The organism is Azospirillum brasilense (assembly GCF_022023855.1).
GTDB classification, from domain to species: Bacteria; Pseudomonadota; Alphaproteobacteria; order Azospirillales; family Azospirillaceae; genus Azospirillum; species Azospirillum brasilense_F.
On record NZ_CP059453.1, the window covers coordinates 622,285 to 642,990 of the forward strand.

A 20,706-nucleotide genomic window follows, 5' to 3' on the forward strand; every position below is an offset into this window, starting at 1 on the left:
CCGAAAGAAAGGACGAGCGTCCTTATAGGGTCCGGGGGGCGGGGCCGCAAGGTGGGGTGGGGCGTATGGCCACCCTGCGGTTCCGGAAGGGCGCGCTGCCCCTCATGCGCCCTTCCGCCGCTCCTCCTCCTCGTCCAGCAGGGCCTTGCGCGACAGCTTGCCGATCATCGTCTTGGGCAGCTCACCGCGGAACTCGACCGCCTTGGGCATCTCGATGGGGGAGAGCTTGTCCTTGAGGAAGTCGATCAGCTCCTCCCGCGTCAGGGTCTTGCCGTCGTCGACGCGGATGTAGGCCTTCACCGTCTGGCCGCGGTACTCGTCGGGCAGCCCGGCGACCACGCATTCCGCGACGGCGGGGTGCAGGTAGATCGCCTCCTCCACGTTGCGCGGGTAGACGTTGAAGCCGCTGCACAGGATCATGTCCTTGATGCGGTCGACGATGTGGGTGTAGCCGTCCTCGTCCATGTAGCCGACGTCGCCGGTGTGCAGGCGCCCGTCCACCAGGGTCAGCGCCGTTTCGGACGGCTTGTTCCAATAGCCCTTCATCACCTGCGGGCCGCGGATGCACACCTCGCCCTTCTCGCCGACGGGCAGGACGCGGCGCGGCTCCTCCAGGCTGACGATCTCGATCAGCGTGCCGGGCAGGGGCAGGCCGATGGAGCCGGCCTTGTTCAGCCCGGTTATCGGATTCGCGGTGGCAACGGGGGAGGATTCGGACAGGCCGTAGCCCTCCACCAGGACGCAGCCGGTGTTCCGCTCGAACGCCTCCTTGACCTCCACCGGCAAGGGGGCGCCGCCCGACAGGCAGTAGCGGATCGAGGAGAGGTCGTATTTCTCCAGATGCCTGTGGTGGTTGATCGCCGTGTAGATGGTCGGCACCGCCGGGAACAGCGTCGGCTTCCTGGCGTGGATGGTCTCCATCACCTGATCCAGCTCGAAGCGGGGCAGCATCACGATCTCCGCCCCGATGCGGATGCTGAAGTTCATCACCACCGTCATGGCGAAGACGTGGAAGAAGGGCAAAACGCCCAGCATCCGCTCCTCCCCCTGCCGCGCGCCGACGAACCACAGGCTGCACTGCTCGGTGTTGGCGTAGAGGTTGGCGTGGGTCAGCATGGCGCCCTTGGGCACGCCGGTGGTCCCGCCGGTGTATTGCAGCACAGCCACGTCCTCCGCCGGGTCGATGGCGACCGGCTTCGGGACGCCGTCGTTGGCGACGAGCCGGCGGAAGGACAGGTGGCGGTCGTCCGCGGGGATGCGCGCCAGCTCCCCCCGCTTGACGATAGGGAACAGCCAGTTCTTGGGGAAGGGCAGGATGTCGGCCATCGGGCAGATCACCAGCCGCTTCAGCCCCGATTCGGCGAGCATCCGCGCCATCTTGCCATAAAGCACCGTGAGGTCGAGCGTGACCATCAGCTCGACGCCGCTGTCGGTGATCTGGTGGTGCAGCTCCCGCTCGGCGTAGAGGGGGTTGAAGTTCACCACCGTCCCGCCGGCCTTCAGGATCGCGAAGTAGCAGATCACGAAATAAGGCGTGTTGGGCAGGAACAGCCCGACGCGCACGCCCTTGCCGACGCCGATCGCCTGGAAGCCGCGGGCGGCCCGGTCCACCATCCGCGCCACCTCCGCGTAGGTCGAGCGCTTGCCCATGAAGTCCAGGAAGGGACGCTCGGCGAAACGGGCCGCCGCGTCTTCCAGCAGCGCGGTCAGCGGTTTCACCGGAATCGGCGCGTTCCAGTCCACATCGGGTGGGTAGCCCAGGGTCCAGCTCTGGTCCGGTAGTGTACGGGCCGCATCCCCCATCATCGTTATCCCTCCCATGTTCGGTTCTTATTCGGTTTTTGATCGGCCCCGGTGCCCGTTCGGGCTTGTTTTCGATCTTGTTCGGGGAGCCTTTGGCTCATTGTAGCCCTTTTTGTAACCCGTCATCCGGAGAAATGGTCCTTGTGACGGGGCCGCCGCCAGAGGCAAAGGGCGGGTGTGAAGAAAAAATTACGCTGGAAACCCTATTTTCCGTGTGGCTAAATTCATGCCCGGCGGACGGACCGGCGATGCTGGGCGGCGCCGAGCTTGTTCCACCGCGCCCGGCGCCTCGACCGAAAGGTTCGGACTCGTGTCTACAGCCGATTCGCACTCCAGCGGTGTACTGGACGCTCCTTTTTCGGGCGAGGGCGTCCAAGTCCGGACCCTGGTGAAATGGTTCGATCCGGGCAAGGGCTTCGGCTTCGTGGCGCCGCAGGACGGGACGACCGACGCCTTCCTGCACGTCTCCGTCCTGAACCGGATCGGGCTGCACGAGGTCGGCGAGGGGGCGGAGCTTCTGTGCCGGCTGGTTCCGGGGGCCAAGGGGCCGCAGGTGGCCGACATCCTGGAGGTGCTGAGCACCGGCACGCCCGCCGAAAGCCGCGCCCCGCGCCGCGACCCAGCGTCCGGCCCCGAGGAGGAGCTGACGGGTACCGTGAAGTGGTTCAAGCCGGAGCAGGGCTTCGGGTTCGTCACGGCGGACGACGGGGGCAAGGACGTCTTCGTCCACAAGAGCGTTCTGCGCCGCTGCAACCTGACCGGACTGGACTCCGGCCAGCGGGTGCTGCTGCGGGCGCGCGCCGCGCCGAAGGGGCGGGAGGCCTCCTGGGTCGTTCTGCTGTGACATCCTCCCGGCGTCGGGTCGGACGGCGGGGCATACGGACTTGTTGTATTTTCTTTAAGTGCCACGGGATACCATCGTCGACGCTTCTGCCTTATTCAGGCTGACGGTGATGCCCCTGTCCGGACCGCTTCACTTCCAATCCTCCGCCGGAATCGAGCGCCGCAGCGTGGATGTCGACGGGCCGCGCGCGGACGGCAGCTATCTGGACCGCGAGTTCGGGGCCTACGTGGTGCCGGTGGTGCTGGGTCATCATCGGATCTCCAGCCGTGACGACGACATGCTGGTGACCACGCTCGGCTCCTGCGTCGCCGCCTGCATCAACGATCCGGAGGCCCAGGTCGGCGGCATGAACCACTTCCTGCTGCCCGGCTCTCCGTCCGGCGGCGAGGGCTTCGGCGTGGCGACCCGCTACGGCAGCGTTGCGATGGAATGGCTGATCAACGACCTGCTGACACGCGGCGCCCGGCGCGAGCGGATGGAGGTCAAGCTGTTCGGGGCGGCGCGCGTCATCGACACCAGCCTGGACGTCGGTGCCGCCAACGCCGCCTTCGCGGTGGACTATGTGCGGCGGGAGGGGCTGGCGCTGGCCGTGCAGGATCTGGGCGGGGACAAGGGGCGGCGCGTCCATTTCTTCCCGACCACCGGGCGGGCCTTCCGCCGTCTGCTGCGCCCCGAGGCGGAGCGGGAGACGGTTCATCAGGAGATGGACTATCTCCAGGCGCTGCGGCGCACCCCCGTGGAGGGAGAGATGGAGCTGTTCGAGCGGCGCTGACGGAAATCACTCGCGCAGGATTTCCGCGGCCTCCACGGTCATCCATTCCGCTTGGTCGTTGTCCTCGCCATCGGTGAAGAGGGCGACGGTCACCGCTTCCTCCCCCGGCTTGCGGGCGGGGAAGTGATAGGCGCAGGCCGACCCGCCAGGCCCGCCGCCGGTGTGTCCCCAATAGGGCCCAGCCTGCCCGTCGCGCTCCACCATCAGGCCGAGGCCGTAGCCCGGTTCCACCCAGGGGCGCCCGCGCATGGTTCCCGGCACCGGGGCGGAGTCGAGCATGCGCGCCGCCATGGCGTTGGGCAGCAGGCCGTCGGCGAACAGCGCGTGGAGAAGGCCGGCGATGTCCTGCGCCGTCGCGGCCACGACGCCATGGGCCACCCAGCCGGGATGGTAGAGGGCGGCCACATCGGCGGGCGGACCGTCCTTGCCGCCGAGATAGGGGCTGGGACCGGTCCATAGGCCGGACAGGTCGTCGCGTTCCGTCGGCACCGACCAGCCGGTCAAGCCGAGCGGGCGGAACAGCTCGCGGTCGAGGGTCTGTGCGAAGGGCAGGCCGGAGGTTCGCTCCAGCACCCGCTTCGCCAGCAGATAGCCGATGTTGGAATAGGAGAATTCCCGCCCCGGCGCGGCGAACAAGTCGGCGGCGCGGCAGCGCTCCAGGAAGCCATCCTCGCTCCACGGCTCCTCGCCTGCCCGCACAGCGGCGTGGTAGGCGGGGCTGCCGCCGTAATTGCGCAGCCCGGCGCGGTGGGCCAGAAGCTGGGCCAGGGTGATCCGGTCGGCCGCCGCGAAGTCCGGCAACCAGCGATCCAGCGGAGCGTCGAGGTCGATCAGGCCCCGCTCGCACAGCCGCAGCAGGGCGGCGGCGGTCAGGGTCTTGGTGATGCTGTAGACGAGAAAGCGGGCCGTGACCGGCGGAGGCGCCGCGCCGCCGCGGGCGAGGCCGGCGGTCCAGGAACGCGGACCCGAACGGACGGCCACCACCGCGGCGTGGGCCGCGGCGGGGCCGTCGCCCTCGTCGAGGCAGGCGACGAGACGGTCGGTCAACCGGTCGATGTGTGAGGTCGGAAGGGCGGGGTCAGTGTCCACGGAACCATCCCTCAAAAAACGAAGGCCCCCAGGGGTGGGGGCCTTCGCGTCGTCGGGTACCGGTCAGTCGCGCTTCACCGTGTCGGCGTCGAGCGCCGCCTGGGCGGCGGCCAGACGGGCGATCGGCACGCGGTAAGGCGAACAGGACACGTAATCCAGCCCGACCTTCTCGCAGAAGGAGATGGAGGCCGGGTCGCCGCCATGCTCGCCGCAGATGCCGAGCTTGATGTTCGGACGGACCTTGCGGCCGCGCTCCGTGGCGATGGCGATCAGCTCGCCCACGCCGTCCTGATCCAGCGTCTGGAACGGGTCGTGCTCCAGGATGCCCTGGCGCTGGTACTCCGGCAGGAAGGCGCCGGCGTCGTCGCGCGACAGGCCGAAGGTCGTCTGGGTCAGGTCGTTCGTGCCGTAGGAGAAGAACTCCGCCGTCTCGGCGATCTCACCGGCCTTCAGCGCGGCGCGCGGCAGCTCGATCATCGTGCCGACCATGTACTCGAACGTGACGCCGGTCTGCTCCATGACCTCCTTGGCGACGCGGTCGACGACGGCCTTGAGGATGTCCAGCTCCTTCTTGGTGCCGATGAGCGGGATCATGACCTCCGGCATCACCGTCTCGCCCGTGGTCTGGGAGACCTCGGCGACCGCGCTGAAGATGGCGCGGGCCTGCATCTCGTAGATCTCGGGGTAGGTGATGCCGAGGCGGCAGCCGCGATGGCCGAGCATCGGGTTGGCCTCGTGGAGCTGCACCACGCGGTGGTTTACCTTGAGCTGGTCGGTGCCGGTGGCCTTGGCGACCTCCGCCATCTCCGCCTCGGTGTTGGGCAGGAACTCGTGCAGCGGCGGATCGAGCAGGCGGATGGTCACCGGCAGGCCCGACATGATCGTGAACAGCTCGGCGAAGTCCTTCTTCTGGAAGGGCTCCAGCTTGGCAAGCGCGGCGCGGCGGCCGGCCTCGCTCTCCGCCAGGATCATCTCGCGCACCGCCAGGATGCGGTCCGGGTCGAAGAACATGTGCTCGGTGCGCGACAGGCCGATGCCCTCCGCGCCGAACTTCCGCGCGGTGCGGGCGTCCAGCGGGGTCTCCGCGTTGGTGCGGATCTTCATGCGGCGCAGCGAATCGGCCCAGCCCATCAGCGTGGCGAAGTCGCCCGACAGCTCCGGCTGGATCGTCGGCACCTCGCCCAGCATCACCTCGCCGGTCGAACCGTCGATGGTGACGATGTCGCCTTCCTTGATGGTGACGCCGCGGACCGACATGGTCCTGGACTTGTAGTCCACGCGCAGGTCACCGGCGCCCGACACGCAGGCGCGGCCCATGCCGCGGGCCACCACGGCGGCGTGGCTGGTCATGCCGCCGCGGGTGGTCAGGATGCCGCGGGCGGCGTGCATGCCGTGGATGTCCTCCGGAGAGGTCTCCACGCGGCAGAGGATGACCGCCTCGCCCTGGCCGGCCAGCGTCTCCGCCTCGTCGGCGGTGAAGACGACCTTGCCCGAGGCCGCACCCGGCGACGACGGCAGGCCCTTGGCGATGACCTTGCGCTCCGCCTTCGGGTCCAGCGTCGGGTGGAGGAGCTGGTCGAGCGAGGCCGGATCGATGCGGCGCACGGCCTCGGCCTTGTCGATCAGGCCTTCGTCGGCCAGATCGACGGCGATCTTCAGCGCCGCCGGGGCGGTGCGCTTGCCGTTGCGGGTCTGCAGCATGAACAGCTTGTTCTGCTGGACCGTGAACTCGATGTCCTGCATGTCGCGGTAGTGCTTCTCCAGCGTGAGGCGGACCTCATTGAGCTGGTTGAAGACCTCCGGCATGACCTCTTCCATGGCGGGCAGGTCGGACTTGTTGGCCTCCTTGCCGGCGATGGTCAGGTGCTGCGGCGTGCGGATGCCGGCCACCACGTCCTCGCCCTGGGCGTTGACGAGGTATTCGCCGTAGAAGGCGTTCTCGCCGGTGGACGGGTTGCGGGTGAAGGCCACGCCGGTGGCGCAGTCGTTGCCCATGTTGCCGAACACCATGCACTGCACGTTGACGGCGGTGCCCCAGTCGGCGGGGATGTCGTGCAGCTTGCGGTAGGTAATCGCGCGGGCGTTCATCCAGGAGCCGAACACGGCGCCGACGGCACCCCACAGCTGCTCCTGCACGTCCTGCGGGAAGGGCTTGCCGAGTTCGTGCTCGACGGCCTTCTTATAGTCCTCGATGACGGCCTGCCAGTCGGCGGCGCTCAGATCGGTGTCGAGGTTGTGGTTCTTGTCGCGCTTGTGGTTGTCCAGGATCTCCTCGAAGTGGTGGTGGTCAACGTCCAGCACCACGTTCGAGTACATCTGGATGAAGCGGCGGTAGCTGTCGTAGGCGAATCGGGCGTCGCCCGAGCGCTTGGCGAGGCCGGCGGCGGTCGCGTCGTTCAGGCCGAGATTCAGCACCGTGTCCATCATGCCCGGCATGGAGGCGCGGGCGCCGGAGCGCACCGAGACCAGCAGTGGGTTGGCCGGATCGCCGAAGGTGGCGCCCATGGCCTGCTCCAGCTGCTTGACCGCGGCGTCCACCTGGGCCTTCAGCTCCGGCGGATAGTTGCGGCCGTTGGCATAGAAATAGGTGCAGACCTCGGTTGTGATGGTGAAACCCGGAGGAACCGGGAGGCCCAGATTGGCCATCTCGGCCAGATTGGCTCCCTTGCCGCCGAGCAGGTTCTTCATGTCCGCCCGGCCTTCGGTGGCATCGGCACCGAAGCAGTAAACCCACTTGTTCTCGCCCTGGCTCGCCATCGTGAAATCCTCGTTCACCTCTATGGTCGTCCGGCCGTCGGCTGTGCGGGGAACCGGTGAAGATCAGCCCTGCGAACGGGTGTCCTTCTGGTATGACCGCGCAACCGCATCCGATGGAGCCCCTTCTAGCCCCCCGCGGAAGGAGAACACAAGACGATCCGTTGCATAGCGTGAGCGCGACGGTGCTGATCCCATTTATGCCACGGCGCGCGAAAGGGGCAGGCCAGACGGAAAACTACCCCTTATCCCTTGCGCGAAAAGGGAAATTCGCCCTGGCCCTCATGGACCGCGGGCCAGATCGAGCACGGCGTCGGTGGTGGGCGGGGGCGGGCGTTCGCGATCGGCGCCGCGGCGGCTGCGGAAGGTCCGGAAGGCGATGGCCATCCAAGTGCCGTGGAAGGCGAGGCCGCAGAGCAGGACGATCTCCCCCGGTACCGGCCCGATGGTCGCCCGCGCGAACAGCTCGTCCAGGCTCGACAGCGGGACCGGGTGGATCATCAGCTTTCCCAGATAGGCCACCACCTGGATCAGGAAGATCCAGCCGTAGTTCCGCCGCAGCCGGCGGCCCACCGCCTCCAGGTAGGTGATGTGCAGGTTGGGGTTCTGATAGTCCTGGAACAGCGTCTCGTTCCAGCCCCGGGCGAACTGGTCGCCCTGGCCGCGCAGGATGGGGCCGAGAAAGTACAGCTCCAGCACATGGGCGCGGATTCGCCAGAAGTCGAAGAAGCGGTAGCGCCGCGCCTCGATGTAGAGGAACACGGCGACCAGAAGCCCCACCAGCACCAGCGGCAGGGGGGAGGCGGTGGCGCTGCTGAAGGTCAGCGACAGGGCGATCCCGGTGGTCACCACCGCCCAGTTGGTGGTGGCGTCCAGCCGGGTGCGCCAGACGGTGCTGCGGTAGATCTCGGCCCTGTAGAGATGCGACAGGGCCGTGACCTCCGCCGAGGTGTAGTGGGTCTTGGGTGCTTTGGCGGCGATGTCGTCCATGCTCGGCGTCCTCCCCCTGGCTTTTTCTTGCGCAGGGGCCGGGGACGCCGGCGCGTCAGTGGGCGCCGCCGTCGGCCTCCAGCCCCAGCCGGTCGAACAGCCGCCGGTCGGCCTCATGCTCCGGGTTGCCGGTGGTCAGCAGCTTGTCCCCATAGAAGATGGAGTTCGCGCCGGCGTAGAAACAGAGCGCCTGCCCCTCGTCGCTGAGCGAGCGGCGGCCCGCCGACAGGCGGACGTAGGAGCGCGGCATCAGGATGCGGGCGACCGCGATGGTGCGGATGAACTCGAAGGCGTCCAGCGCGTCGACGCCGCCCAGCGGGGTGCCGGCGACCGACACCAGCTTGTTGATCGGCACGCTTTCCGGCTGCGGCGACAGGTTCGCCAGAGTCTCCAGCAGGCCGGCGCGGTCCACCCGGCTCTCCCCCAGCCCGACGATGCCGCCGGAACAGACCTTCAGCCCGGCGTCGCGGACGTTGGCCAGCGTGTCCAGCCGGTCACGGTAGCTGTGGGTGGAGACGATCTGCTCGTAGAACTCCTCCGACGTGTCGAGGTTGTGGTTGTAGTAGTCGAGGCCCGCGTCCTTCAGCGCGTCGGCCTGCGGGCGGGTCAGCATGCCCAGCGTCATGCAGGCTTCCAGCCCCAGATCCTTCACGTCGCGGACGATGTTCGCCAGCTTCTCGACGTCGCGGTCCTTCAGCTCGCGCCACGCAGCACCCATGCAGAAGCGGCCGGCGCCCGCCTGCTTGGCCTTCTCCGCGGCGGCGCGCACCTGGGCGCGGTCCAGCAGCTTCTCCGCCTCGACGCCGGTGTCGTACTTCACGCTCTGCGCGCAGTACTTGCAGTCCTCCTGACAGCCGCCGGTCTTGATGTTCAGCAGGGTGGAGAGCTGGACCTTGTTCGGGTCGTGATGCTGGCGGTGCGTCTCGTGGGCGCGATGCAGCAGCTCCATGAAAGGCAGCTCGAACAGGGCCAGGATGTCCTCGCGGGTCCAGCGCCGGGCGGTGGTGGAGGCGGCAGTGGGATCCGCGGTCTGCATGGCGGTGTCGGGCATGGTCGGTCCTCGGGAAAAGCGAATCAGAGAAGGGTATCGGCGGCGTCGCGGATCGCGGCGTAGGCGCGGTCCAGCTGCCCGTCCGTCACGCAGTAGGGCGGCAGCAGGTATATCACGGGGCCGAGCGGGCGCAGCAGCAATCCCCGCTCCAGGAAGAAGCGCTTCAGCGTCTGCCCGACCGCGGCGGTGTAGCCCTGGGCGTCGGTCACCTCGATGGCGGCGATGGTGCCCATGACGCGCCCGCGCGACAGCTTCGGGTGGCCGGACAGATCGGCGATGGCGGCGCGGTGCCGCGCCTCGATGCGCGCGAGGTTCGCTGCGGTCTCCGCCGAGGTGGTCAGGTCGAGCGAGGCCAGGGCCGCGGCGCAGCCCAGCGGGTTGGCGGTGAAGCTGTGGCCGTGGGCGAAGGCCCGGTCGAAGCCGGCGCCGAGGAACGCCTCGTAGATCGAAGCGCCGCAGGCGGTGACCGACAGCGGCAGGAAACCGCCGGTCAGCCCTTTGGACAGGCAGATCAGGTCCGGCGCGACCCCGGCCTTCTGGCTGGCGAACAGGGCGCCGGTGCGGCCGAAGCCGGTCATCACCTCGTCGAAGATCACCAGACCGGCCGCCGCCCGCACCCGCGCCGCCATGGCCCGCAGGAACTCCGGACGGCAGAAGCGCATGCCCGACGCGCCCTGGACCAGCGGTTCGATGATGACGGCGACCATCTCCGTCCCGTTGGCAGCCAGCCAGCGGTCGAGCCAGGCCAGCGCCGCGGCCTCCTTCGCCTCGACCTCCGGGTCGTCGTCCCAGGTGGCCGGGTAGGGCATGCGGTCGACGGCGAACAGCAACTCCTGGAACGGCTCGTAGAAGCCGGAGCCGACCCCCGCCGCCATCGCGCCAAAGGTGTCGCCGTGGTAGCTGCCCTCGAAGGCGAGGAAGCGGCGGCGCTGGCCCTCGCCCTTGTTACGCCAGTACTGCCAAGCGAGCTTCAGCGCCACCTCCACCGCGGTCGAGCCGTTGTCGGAGTAGAAGACGCGGTCGAGATTTCCCGGCAGCACCTCGGCCAGCCGGGCGGCGAGGCGCGCGGCGGGGCTGTGGGTGAAGTCGGCGAAGATCACCTGCTCCAGCCGGTGCGCCTGCTCCGCGATGGCCCCGGCGATGGCCGGGTGGGCGTGGCCGTGCAGGTTCACCCACCAGGAGGAGATGAGGTCCAGGATTTCCCGCCCGTCCTCGGTGAACAGGCTGACCCCCTTGCCGTGGGTGACGGCCAGCGGCTCCGGCGCGGTCTGCGCCTGGGTGAAGGGATGCCAGACGTGGCGCCGGTCGAGAGAAACGGTGTCGGTCATGGAAACACGCTGTCGAAGGAAGGAATGAGGGCCGCCGCCTCGGTGACGGTTTCGGAGTCGAGACGGTCGAGCGTGGGAATCTCGGCCAGCACGCGGACCTTGCCGAACCGCTCGATGGCGGCGCGGTTGCCGGGGTTGGGCAGGCCGTTCAGCACCACTCCGGCCACCGCCAGCCCGCGCGCCCGCAGCGCCTCCAGGCTGAGCAGCGTGTGGTTGATGGTTCCGAGCGTGCTGCGCGCCACCAGCACCACCGGCAGGCCGAAGCGGGCGATCAGGTCGATGATGAAGACGTCCTCCGTCACCGGCACCATCAGCCCGCCGGCCCCCTCCACCACCAGCGGGCGGTCGGTGTCGGGCAGAGCCAGGGTGCCGGCGTCGATGGCGACGCCCTCCAACTCCGCCGCGGCGTGCGGGGACAGCGGCTCGGCCAGTGCGCAAGCCGGCGGGTGGACGCGCTCCGCGGGCAGGGCGGCGAGGGAGGCGACGGTGGGGGTGTCGCCCGGTTCGTCCTTCAGGCCGGTTTGCAGGGGCTTCCAATAGGCGGCGTCCCAGGCCCGCGCGAGCAGGGCGGAGACCAGCGTCTTGCCGACGCCGGTGTCGGTGCCGGTGACAAACACCCCGCGGGGCTGGGCGCCGTCCTTGCGGAACAGGCCGTAGGCGATGTGATGGGTCATGGTCAGTCCTTCCGGCCGTTCCAGCCGGCGCAGCACGCGGCGCAGGGCGCCCGGAGGCAGGGGGCGGCGGCCCTCCGCCGGCAGATGGGCGCCGATGCCCTTCAGTTCGGCCAGGAACTCCAGCCCGTCGGCGTGACGGCGGAGCAGCCGCTCCTCCTCGACCGATCCCGCGCCGCCGGCGGGCCACAGCCGGTCGAGGGCGTGGCGGGTGGGGTAGGCGGGAATCCCAGCCTCCAGCCCGAGCGCATGGTGGGCCTCCCGCCATTCGCGGAAGCTGTCGGCGGCCAACGTTGCGACGGCGATGCGCCCTCCCGGCGCCAGCAGCCCCACCCAGTGCGCCAGAGCGGCGGCGGGGTCGCGGAACCATTGCAGGGCGAGGCTGGAGACGATCAGGTCGAAGGGGCCGTCGAGGTCCGGCTGTTCCCCGTCCACGATCCGGAACGCGGAATCAGCCGGGTCGCCCAACGTGGCGCGGCAGCGCGCCAGCATGTCCGGCGACAGGTCGGTGAGCAGCCAGTCCGCCGGTCCGATCCGCTCACGCAGGGCGCGGCTGAGGAAGCCGGTGCCACAGCCGATCTCCAGCACGCGGGGGCGGGGCGGCAAGGGGAGGCGGGCGACGCGCTCCGCCAGACGCTCCGCCGCGATGCGCTGCACGGCGGCGTGCTCCTCGTAGCGGGGGGCGGCCTCGCCGAAGGCGGCGGCGATGGCGGCCTTGCGCGGGTCGACGGTCATGCCGTCAGTCCGGCGGCGAAGGCGGCGATACGCTCGGCGCACCAGCCCGGCGCGGTCAGCGGCAGCAGATGCCCGCCTTCGGCGTGCCATTCGATCAAAACCCCATGGTATCCGCGATTTCCTCTCCCCTCCGCGGAGAGGGTTAGGGTGAGGGGGTTGCGCAATGCCTGATCGTCCGGTTCCCCGAGACCCCCCTCACCCGGCGCCTTCGGCGCCCCCCTCTCCCCGGAGGGGCGAGGGGCAGAGTGGCCGCGAAACATCTGTTCGGTCATGGCCGGCGGGACGATGGGGTCCTGCGCTCCCGCCAGGGCCAGCACCGGGCCGGTGAGCGCAGCGCGGGCGTCCCAATTGCGTAACGCCTGCAACGCCTCACCCAACCGGGCCGCATCCAGGCCCTCAGGCAGCGGGGCCTCGCAGCCGCAGCGGCGCAGGAAGTCCGCGGTGACCGCTTCCGGCGCCGTGTCGAAGCGGGCGATCATGCGGTCCAGCAGCCGGCGCGGCGTGGCGGGGGCGAAGCCGTCGCCCTCGGTGAAGCGGGGAAAGCCGTTGACCAGCACCAGCCTGTCCCAGGCAAAGGGCCGCTCGTGTAGCAGCCACAGCCCTCCGAAGGAGTGGCCCACCGCGACGATGGGGCGCCCGGCAGGACGCTCGGGAAGTGACGGCGGGCCGTAGAAGCCCAGATCCACCGCCACGCTCTCCCCATTCGGAAGGGCATCCCGCACACCGTCCCAGACGGCGGGGCCGAACCCCCAGCCATGGACGAAAACGAACAGGGGTGCGGTCATCGCCGGCTCCAGGCGCCGGCCACCGCGTCCGTCAAAGCGTCCAGGTCGGCGTCCGTGTGGGCGGCGGACAGAGCGAAGCGCAGGCGGCTGGTGCCCGGCGGGACGGTCGGCGGGCGGATGGCGATGCCCAGGATGCCGCTCTCCTCCAACCGCCGGCTGAGCGCCAGGGCATCCTCCTCCGCTCCGGTGATGGCCGGGACGATCTGCGTGCTCGACCCGGCCGTGGCGATGCCCAGCCCGTGGAAGGCGGTGCGCAGCCGCTCCGCCATGGCCTGGAGCCGGGCGCGCTCGGCGTCCAGCGTCGGCACGAGGTCGAGCGCCGCGTCCATCGCCCCCAGCACGGCGGGCGGCAGGGCGGTGGCGTAGATCAGCCCGCCGCAGCGGTTCACCAGATAGTCGCAGAGCGCCCTCGACCCCGCGACATAGGCGCCGAAGCCGCCCAGCGCCTTGCTGAAGGTGCCCATGGCGAGGTCCACGCGCCCCTCGCCGAGCGCCGCCAGCCCCATCCCACGCGGGCCGAGCACGCCGGTCGCGTGCGCCTCGTCGAGGAACAGGAAGGCGCCGTGCCGCTCCGCCAGTTCCGCCAGCGCCAGCACGTCGGCGCGGTCGCCGTCCATGCTGAAGACGCTCTCCGTGACGATGAAGCGCGTGCCCGGCTCCCCCGTACGCTGGGCCAGCAGGCTGTCCAGATGGTCGAGGTCGTTGTGGCGGAAGCGGATCTGCCGCACCCCGGCGGCGGCACAGCCGTGATGCAGGCTGGCGTGGTTCAGCCGGTCGGTGAAGACCAGCGCGTCACCGCCCAGAAGCTCCCGGTCGAAAAGCGCCGGCAGGACCGCGGCGTTGGCCTGCCAGCCGGAATTGAACAGAAGCGCCGCCTCGGTGCCCTTCAGCCGGGCGAGCTTCGCCTCGACCTCCGCGTGAAGCTCCAGCGTGCCGCAGACGAGGCGCGATGCCGTCGCCCCGGCACCCCAGCGCCGCGCCCAGTCGCCGGCGCGCTCCACCAGCAGGGGATGGGAGGCGAGGCCGAGATAGTCGTTGCTGGAGAAGTTCAGCAGCGTCCGCCCGCCGCGCCGGATGCGCCCCGCCCCCTCTGGGCGCACGGGCAGCAGGGAGCGGCGCGTGTGGCGCTGGTCGAGGCGGTCGAGATGCTGGAGGAACAGCGGGTCGAGCAGGGACATGATGCGGGCGTGATAGCAGAGCGCGCCGCTGGGGCGAAAGGTCCGATTAACAACCGGTGCCCCCACGCTTCGGCGGCGGTAGACTGATGCGGCCATGCCGTCCGATCCGCAATTCCACGACCGCCCCGACATCCTGCCGCCCGAGCCCGGCGCCTATGTGCTGCTGATCGCGCTGGACCGGGACCTGCCGCTTCGCCTGCCCGGCAAGCCGGAGCGTGTGCTGGCCCCGGGCCGTTACCTCTATTGCGGCAGCGCGCGGGGACCGGGGGGCCTGCGGGCACGGGTCGGGCGCCATTTCCGCCAGGGCAAGCCGGAGCGCTGGCACATCGACCGGCTGACCGCGGCGGGCCGGATGCTCGGCGCCTGGACCGTTCCCGGTGGCGACGAATGCGCCCTGGTCGCGGCGCTGTCCGGCCTGCCGGTGCCGGTTCCCGGCTTCGGGAGCAGTGATTGCCGCCGCTGCGCCAGCCATCTGCTGAACTGGCCGGACGGCGCGCCGATTTCGCTGCGCAATGCGCCTTTTTGAGGCTCCGGAAGGGCATCGGCGCGGGAATTGAGGCGAATTGCTTGGTTTGACCTCCTCCAAGGGTTATAGTCCTCCGTCATCCGGAGGCGGGCATGAAGACATTGATCCATAACCGCCGGGCCGACAGCCGCAGGGATGTCCTAAGGGCTTTCGGGGCCGCGGCCATGCTTCTGGCGGCGCCCCGGGCGTTCGGGCAATCGGCACCCTCGGCATCGTCCGTCCCTGAATCGCCCGACCTGGGCGTCGGCGTCCTCTATTGCGGGGACCGCACGGATTTCGGCTTCAACCAGGCCCATGCGGAGGCCGCCCGCGCCCTGACCGGCCTGCCCGGCCTGCGGCTGGAGGAGCGGGAGCATGCCGCCGGCACGCTGGCCGCCACGGCGGAGGAACTGGTCGGTCCCCAGGGCTGCCGGGTTGTCATCGTCACCGCCGCGGGCGACGCCCTGCCGGGGCTGCTGGCCCAGGCCGACGCCCACCGCGACACGGTGTTCCTGTTTTCCGGCGCGCCGCTGGACCGCGACCGGCTACCGATCAACACCGGCTTCTTCGAAGGCTATATCGAGGAAGCGCAGCATATCTCCGGCCTCGTCGCCGGTTACGCCAGCCGGGCGAAGACCATCGGCCTCATCGCCTCTCACCCCGCGCCGGACGTGTTGCGCTGCGTGAACGCCTTCGCGCTGGGCGCCCGGCGCGCCGATTCCGCCGCCGCGCTGCGCGTCGCCTTTGTCGGCGAGGCGGCGACGCCGCGGCAGGTTGCGGAGGCCGCCCGCGCCCTGGCCGACGGCGGCGCCGACGTGCTGGCCGCCCAGCTCGACGGGGCGCGCCCGGTCTGCGAGGTGGCGGAGGCTCACGGCATCCTGTGCTGCGGCCTGCACACCGATCTGTCGGCCTTCGCGCCGCAGGGCTTCCTGACCGGGGCCGAATGGGCCTGGGAAAAGGCCTATGCCGAAACCGTCGCGCTGATCGCCGCGGGGAAGCCGTGGAAGCATCTGCGCCAGGGCGGCTTCGACCAGGGCTTCGTGCGCAACACCGCCTACGGCCCGCCCGTGGGGGTGGAGGCGCGGGCCCACGCCGACGCGGCGCGGATGCAACTCGCCAACGGCAACGCCGCCGTCTTCCGCGGGCCGATCCAGGACAACACCGGGCGGACGGTGGTCGCCAAGGGCAAGGCCCTGCGCGGCGGCGACGCGGAGCTTGGCCGCATGGTCTGGCTGGCCGACGGCGTCACCGAGGTCGGGCGCTGACTGTTACGTCCCGCTTTGTTCCGTCCAGCCGCAGGCGGCCAGAGCGTCCCGCATGTGCGGCGGGGGCGGCGCCAGGGCGGTGACCGGCTCGCGGTCGAAGGCCATGGTGAAGGTGACGGACCGCGCCAGCAGGTGCAGGTTTCCCGGCGGCACGCGCACCGGACCGTAATAGGGCTCTCCCAGCAGCGGGCAGCCGATGGCCGCGCTGTGGACGCGGAGCTGGTGGGTGCGTCCGGTCCGTGGCCTCAGCTCCAGCCACGCCCGCCCGCTGCCGGTTCCCAGCACCCGGTACTCGGTGACGGCGGGCTGGCCGGTGGGGTGCGTCACGATGTTCCAGGCGCCGGGGATCAGCAGCTTCAGCAGCGGGAAGTCGATGACCCCCTCCGCCTCCTCCGGCACGCCCTCGCTGACCGCCCAGTAGGTCTTCTCGACATGGCCGGCGGCGAACATGTCGCCCAGCCGCTTCAGCGCCCAGAGCGACCGCCCAAGCACGAGGCAGCCCGCGGTGTCGCGGTCCAGCCGGTGGGCCAGCCGCGGCGGCGTGCCGTCCTCCTCCGCCAGGAAGGGCAGATAGAGGTCGAGGTGGTCGGTGATCCGCCCGGCCTTGTGCACGGCCAGCCCGGCGGGTTTGTCGATGATGAAGACGTCCGCGTCCTCGTGCAGGATTCGGGCGCGCAGCGTGGCGGGGGTGAAGGTGGGACCGGCGTCGCTCATGGGTGCCACCCAAGCACGGCAAGGAGGGAGGGGCAAGCCCGCCGGCGGTTTCGCACCGCGGAACCCTATCGGCGCACAGCCTGTTGCCCAACGGGCGGTGCCGTGGACAAGTCTGGACCCATGCCGCCTCGCCGCCCATCTTTACGGAATGACGAATCACCGTGGCAAAGGGATGCGGGCGATGGGTGAACGCGACAATCTGCCGGCGCAGCAGCGGTCCACCCAGAGCGAGGTGGACGATTTCCTGAGCCGTGTGGCGGCCCTTCCCCGGGCAACGGGAGGGCCGCGCGGGCGGTTGATGTTCGCCATGGACGCCACGGCCAGCCGCGAGCCGACCTGGGACCGCGCTTGTCAGATCCAGGGCGAGATGTTCCAGGCGACCTCCGCGCTGGGCGGGCTGGACATCCAGCTCGTCTATTACCGTGGATTCCGCGAATGCCAGGCCAGCCCCTGGGTCTGCAACGCGCAGGACCTGTTGCGGCGAATGACCGCGGTGTCCTGCATGGCTGGCCAGACCCAGATCGCCCGTGTCCTGGGTCACTGCATCAAGCAAACGCGGGACCGCAAGGTCAACGCGCTGGTCTTCGTCGGCGACTGCATGGAGGAGGACGTCGATCAGCTCGCCCATCAGGCGGGCCAGTTGGGGCTGCTTGGCGTCCCTGTCTTCATCTTCCACGAGCGCGGGGATCTGATCGCCAAACGCGCCTTCCAGACCATCGCGCGGCTGAGCGGCGGCGCCTATTGCCCGTTCGACGGCTCTTCCGCCCAGCAATTGCGGGACCTGCTGAGCGCGGTCGCCGTCTATGCGGCGGGCGGCCGGGCGGCTTTGGAGCATTACAGCCGCGGGCGGGGCGACTCGATTCGGCTGCTCACCAACCAGATCGGGAGTGGTCAGGGGGGACGCGGGGGCCAAACCCATGCATCATAAGGCAGGATTCGTCTAGAGATGGGGCAGAGCGGGATGTTTGGGTTTTTCCTCCTGGGCATCGCGCTGGTGGCCGGCCTCGCCATGCTGGCCCGCGTCTTCGTGTCCGCGGACCCGCGGACGCTGGCTACGGCGGTGCGCTATGGCGGCATTGCGCTGGCGGCCGTGACGGTCGTCGTTCTGACTCTGACCGGACGGCTGGGCACCGCCATGATGCTGGGGGCGTTGGCCTTTCCGCTGCTGACGCGCTGGCGGACGCTGCGTGACGCCTTCCGTCCGTCGTCCTATGGAACCTCCTCGGGCAGTGGGCAGACCTCGCAGATCGAGACGCTCTATCTGCGGATGACGCTGCAGCACGACACCGGGGCGATGGCAGGGGAGGTGCTGCACGGGCCGTGGCGCGGGCGGACGCTGGAGTCGCTGACCCTGGGGCAATTGCTGTCTCTGCTGGACGATTGCCGGCGCGACGATCCGCAATCGGCCTCCGTGCTGGAAGCGTGGATGGAGCGTGCCCATCCCGGCTGGCAGACCGCTGAAGAACAATCCGCTGGGGGTGCGAACAATCCCGGTTCCAAGGACAGTGGCGGCGGTCATGGGGGCGGTTCTATGACCCGCGACGAGGCCTATGATATTTTGGGGTTGTCGCCCGGAGCCACACCCGAACAGGTAAAGGACGCTCACCGACGGCTGATGATGAAAGTGCACCCAGATCATGGGGGGTCCACCTATTTGGCGGCCAAGATCAACCAAGCGAAGGATTTGCTGCTGCGCAACTAACCTTTTGCCGGGTTACGGAAGGGGAGTTGCGTCACCGAATTGCCTGTGGCAGAAAGCTGGACGAGCGTTTTGCAAACCTGCGAATCGTCTCCATATTCGAAGTATTTCCTCAAGCAACCACAAGAGAACCCCAATGCGAAAGCCTGTGCGCAAGGTGGTGTTCCCCGTCGCCGGTCTCGGTACGCGCTTTCTGCCGGCCACCAAGGCGATTCCGAAGGAAATGCTGCCTTTGGTCGACCGGCCTCTGCTTCAGCATGCCGTGGAAGAGGCGCGGGCCGCCGGCATCGAGGATTTCGTGTTCGTCACGGGCCGCAGCAAACGCGCCATCGAAGACCATTTCGACGCCGACACGGAACTGAACCGCACCCTTGAGGAGCGCGGCAAGCTGGACGCCCTCGAGGTGGTGCGCGACAGCGAGATCGCCCCGGGCCGCTGCTTCTACACGCGCCAGCAGGTTCCGCTGGGCCTCGGCCACGCGGTGTGGTGCGCGCGCGCGGTGATCGGCAACGACCCGTTCGCCATCGTCCTGCCCGACGACTTCGTCCAGGGCGACACCCCCTGCCTGAAGCAGATGGTCGACGCCTACAACGAGGTGGGCGGCAACATCGTCGCCGTCGTGGACGTCCCGCGCGAGCGGACCAGCAGCTACGGCATCCTGGATGTCGAGAAGGACGACGGCCGCCTGGCCACCGTGCGCGGCCTCGTCGAGAAGCCGAAGCCGGAAGAGGCGCCCTCCACCCTGTCGATCATCGGCCGCTACATCCTGCAGCCGGAGGTGTTCGACCATCTGGAGAAGCAGCAGCGCGGCGCCGGCAACGAGATCCAGCTGACTGACGCCATGGCCAAGCTGATCGGCACGCAGCCTTTCCACGGCCTGCGCTTCGAAGGCACCCGCTACGACTGCGGCGACAAGGTCGGTTTCATCGAAGCCACGCTGGCCCACGCGCTGCGGCGTCCGGACATGGCGGACAAGGTCCGCGAGATGCTGCGCAAATACTGCTGAGGCGGAAACACTGATGATGCATCCGGCCTGCGGGGAGGGGCGCCGCCCAATTCCCGCGGGCCGGATGCTCGTCAACGGCCGCCGGCGGCCCGGCGGGGAGGCCGCGCGGCTTCCTCCGGCGGGGCGGAGCGGCGGAAGGTGCTGAGTTCGGGGATGCGGTTCACCGACAGGCCGGCGACCCGGCAAGGCACCACCTCCAACACCTGAAATCCGGCTTTGCGCGGGTATCGGGCGCTGACGCGCTCGCGCACCTCCCGTTCCGTTTCGGCGGTCAGGAGACAGCGGCGGATGCCCACCCAGCCGCGCTGGCCGGTCATCACGGTGGCGTCGCTCGGCACATGACGCACCGCGGCTTCCCAGAACCGGCCCGGGCGGGGTTCGGAGCGGTCGAACACGTGATAGCGCACGACCGGTGCGGTCTGCCTCGCCTCCAGTTCGTTCAGGGCGGTCTGCATGTCCTGCTCCGCCTTCAGGGCGCGCTTCTCGGCCTCGGCGTGCTTCTGGGTGACCTGGGAGTAGGCGGTGGCGATGTCCTCCACGTCCTTCCCGACCTCCTCCATCTTCTCGCGGATGCGCAGCTGGCCCTGCCGCAGACCTTCCAACTGCCGCCGCCAGTAGCGGTTGGACAGCACCGTCAGCACCATCAGCCCGAGGCTGAGATAGAGCATCATCCCGGTCATGCGGACGCTCCTTCCGCGTCGGGGTCGGGTGCCTGGGCGAGCGGGACGACCATGGTCGGCAGGACGCCGTTCTTCACGGTGAAGGCGACGCGCGCCATCGCCGCCGCCTGATCGACGGAATAGGTCCAGACATGGGCGACGTTCGGATAGCTCCAGATCTGGCGGGCGAAGATCACGTCGCGCCGTTCGATGGAGGGGAACTCGTCCTGCACGGTCAGCCGGACCCAGAAGCAACCGGCCTCCTCGCCGTCGCCCAGCTCATGCACGAACTCCACCTTGGTCAGTTCCAGCGCCCGGATCTCCGACAGCGCCTTCTGCCGTCGCCCGTTGCATTCGGTGGTGCGGGCCTGGAAGGCGGTCATTTCCTCCTGCCGCTGCTCCAGCTTGCGGGTCCATTCGCCCAGCGCCGTCTTCTTCCGGTCGTGCTGGCGCATCATCATGGTCTGGCGCGCCTTCTCCGACGTGATCTGCCCGACGTCGATGACGATGGACAGGCCGAGCGCCGCGGCGCTGGTAACCAGCAGAAGCATGCCCAGGAACTCGGCCGATAAAACCATTGGTGTACCTTATGGTTGCGGCGGAAGCTTCGCGTCCCCTTTATTGAGGACCGGGTTTCACGGCTTGGCACCGCGGTATTCCGTCGCACGGTGTGCCGAATGCAGACAGGAATATGTCTCGCAATTGCAACAAACAGTCGATCCGGCTGAATTCCATTGATCTTTTTGGACCCATGCGCAAGCGTTCGGCCACAATGTCGCAGTGCTTGGACACAGTCCTGAAATGTTGTGCACCTCCGGTCACAGGACTGACACTTCCACCATTTGAATGGGAGCACCC

At 69.2% G+C, this 20,706-nt stretch carries 19 protein-coding genes; 7 read left to right on the forward strand and 12 right to left on the reverse strand.

Going from position 1 to position 20,706, the window contains the following annotated elements; genetic code table 11:
* Positions 1-102: 102 nt before the first annotated feature.
* The gene (locus H1Q64_RS32600; RefSeq protein ID WP_237908190.1) at positions 103-1,803 is read right to left on the reverse strand and encodes a long-chain-fatty-acid--CoA ligase; all 1,701 of its coding nucleotides are present in this window, start codon (positions 1,801-1,803) and stop codon (positions 103-105) included.
* 310 nt (positions 1,804-2,113) lie between these two features.
* Here H1Q64_RS32600 and H1Q64_RS34060 point away from each other — a divergent pair, with 310 nt between their 5' ends.
* On the forward strand, positions 2,114-2,647 hold the full coding sequence (locus H1Q64_RS34060; protein ID WP_330874659.1) for a cold-shock protein: 534 nt from the start codon (positions 2,114-2,116) through the stop codon (positions 2,645-2,647).
* Positions 2,648-2,756: 109 nt separating this feature from the next.
* A complete protein-coding gene (locus H1Q64_RS32615; protein WP_237907943.1) occupies positions 2,757-3,419 on the forward strand; it encodes a chemotaxis protein in 663 nt (220 codons plus the stop codon).
* A 6-nt stretch (positions 3,420-3,425) separates the two neighbouring features.
* Here H1Q64_RS32615 and H1Q64_RS32620 read toward each other — a convergent pair whose 3' ends face one another.
* From H1Q64_RS32620 to bioF, 8 genes are all read right to left on the reverse strand, one after another.
* Positions 3,426-4,508 carry a serine hydrolase domain-containing protein gene (locus H1Q64_RS32620; RefSeq protein WP_237907944.1) on the reverse strand — a complete coding sequence of 361 codons (1,083 nt, stop codon included), beginning with the start codon at positions 4,506-4,508 and terminating at the stop codon, positions 3,426-3,428.
* A gap of 63 nt (positions 4,509-4,571) precedes the next feature.
* Positions 4,572-7,265: a pyruvate, phosphate dikinase gene (gene ppdK / locus H1Q64_RS32625; RefSeq protein WP_237908192.1), complete on the reverse strand. Its 2,694-nt coding sequence runs from the start codon at positions 7,263-7,265 to the stop codon at positions 4,572-4,574.
* Positions 7,266-7,544: 279 nt separating this feature from the next.
* Positions 7,545-8,252: a DUF2270 domain-containing protein gene (locus H1Q64_RS32630; RefSeq protein WP_237907945.1), complete on the reverse strand. Its 708-nt coding sequence runs from the start codon at positions 8,250-8,252 to the stop codon at positions 7,545-7,547.
* Between the two features lie 55 nt (positions 8,253-8,307).
* On the reverse strand, positions 8,308-9,303 hold the full coding sequence (gene bioB, locus H1Q64_RS32635; protein ID WP_237907946.1) for a biotin synthase BioB: 996 nt from the start codon (positions 9,301-9,303) through the stop codon (positions 8,308-8,310).
* Positions 9,304-9,326: 23 nt separating this feature from the next.
* Positions 9,327-10,631, reverse strand: coding sequence for an adenosylmethionine--8-amino-7-oxononanoate transaminase (gene bioA / locus H1Q64_RS32640; protein ID WP_237907947.1), 1,305 nt, complete (start codon positions 10,629-10,631; stop codon positions 9,327-9,329).
* A complete protein-coding gene (gene bioD / locus H1Q64_RS32645; RefSeq protein ID WP_237907948.1) occupies positions 10,628-12,037 on the reverse strand; it encodes a dethiobiotin synthase in 1,410 nt (469 codons plus the stop codon). Before bioD ends, bioA begins: the two co-directional genes overlap by 4 nt.
* Positions 12,034-12,822, reverse strand: a complete 789-nt coding sequence (locus H1Q64_RS32650; RefSeq protein ID WP_237907949.1) for an alpha/beta fold hydrolase — start codon at positions 12,820-12,822, stop codon at positions 12,034-12,036. The genes bioD and H1Q64_RS32650 overlap by 4 nt, the downstream gene beginning before the upstream one ends.
* Positions 12,819-14,000, reverse strand: coding sequence for an 8-amino-7-oxononanoate synthase (bioF, locus tag H1Q64_RS32655; RefSeq protein WP_237908193.1), 1,182 nt, complete (start codon positions 13,998-14,000; stop codon positions 12,819-12,821). Before bioF ends, H1Q64_RS32650 begins: the two co-directional genes overlap by 4 nt.
* Positions 14,001-14,094: 94 nt before the next feature.
* Here bioF and H1Q64_RS32660 point away from each other — a divergent pair, with 94 nt between their 5' ends.
* Positions 14,095-14,526 carry a GIY-YIG nuclease family protein gene (locus H1Q64_RS32660; RefSeq protein ID WP_237907950.1) on the forward strand — a complete coding sequence of 144 codons (432 nt, stop codon included), beginning with the start codon at positions 14,095-14,097 and terminating at the stop codon, positions 14,524-14,526.
* Between the two features lie 92 nt (positions 14,527-14,618).
* Complete coding sequence (locus H1Q64_RS32665) at positions 14,619-15,770, forward strand: BMP family ABC transporter substrate-binding protein (protein WP_237907951.1); 1,152 nt, start codon at positions 14,619-14,621, stop codon at positions 15,768-15,770.
* A 3-nt stretch (positions 15,771-15,773) separates the two neighbouring features.
* Here H1Q64_RS32665 and H1Q64_RS32670 read toward each other — a convergent pair whose 3' ends face one another.
* Positions 15,774-16,484: an RluA family pseudouridine synthase gene (locus H1Q64_RS32670; protein WP_237907952.1), complete on the reverse strand. Its 711-nt coding sequence runs from the start codon at positions 16,482-16,484 to the stop codon at positions 15,774-15,776.
* Positions 16,485-16,665: 181 nt separating this feature from the next.
* On the opposite strand from H1Q64_RS32670, the gene H1Q64_RS32675 reads away from it, so the two are divergent.
* The 3 genes from H1Q64_RS32675 (at position 16,666) to galU (ending at position 19,189) form a co-directional block, all read left to right on the forward strand.
* Positions 16,666-17,412 (forward strand): VWA domain-containing protein, encoded by a 747-nt coding sequence (locus H1Q64_RS32675; protein WP_237907953.1) that lies wholly within the window; start codon positions 16,666-16,668, stop codon positions 17,410-17,412.
* A 33-nt stretch (positions 17,413-17,445) separates the two neighbouring features.
* Complete coding sequence (locus H1Q64_RS32680; protein WP_237907954.1) at positions 17,446-18,186, forward strand: DnaJ domain-containing protein; 741 nt, start codon at positions 17,446-17,448, stop codon at positions 18,184-18,186.
* A 133-nt stretch (positions 18,187-18,319) separates the two neighbouring features.
* Positions 18,320-19,189 (forward strand): UTP--glucose-1-phosphate uridylyltransferase GalU, encoded by an 870-nt coding sequence (gene galU, locus H1Q64_RS32685; protein WP_237907955.1) that lies wholly within the window; start codon positions 18,320-18,322, stop codon positions 19,187-19,189.
* Between the two features lie 71 nt (positions 19,190-19,260).
* Here the strand turns inward: galU and H1Q64_RS32690 are convergent, their stop codons facing one another.
* Both H1Q64_RS32690 and H1Q64_RS32695 read right to left on the reverse strand, forming a co-directional pair.
* The gene (locus H1Q64_RS32690) at positions 19,261-19,869 is read right to left on the reverse strand and encodes a hypothetical protein (protein WP_237907956.1); all 609 of its coding nucleotides are present in this window, start codon (positions 19,867-19,869) and stop codon (positions 19,261-19,263) included.
* Positions 19,866-20,426, reverse strand: coding sequence for a hypothetical protein (locus H1Q64_RS32695; protein ID WP_237907957.1), 561 nt, complete (start codon positions 20,424-20,426; stop codon positions 19,866-19,868). Before H1Q64_RS32695 ends, H1Q64_RS32690 begins: the two co-directional genes overlap by 4 nt.
* Between the last annotated feature and the right edge of the window lie 280 nt (positions 20,427-20,706).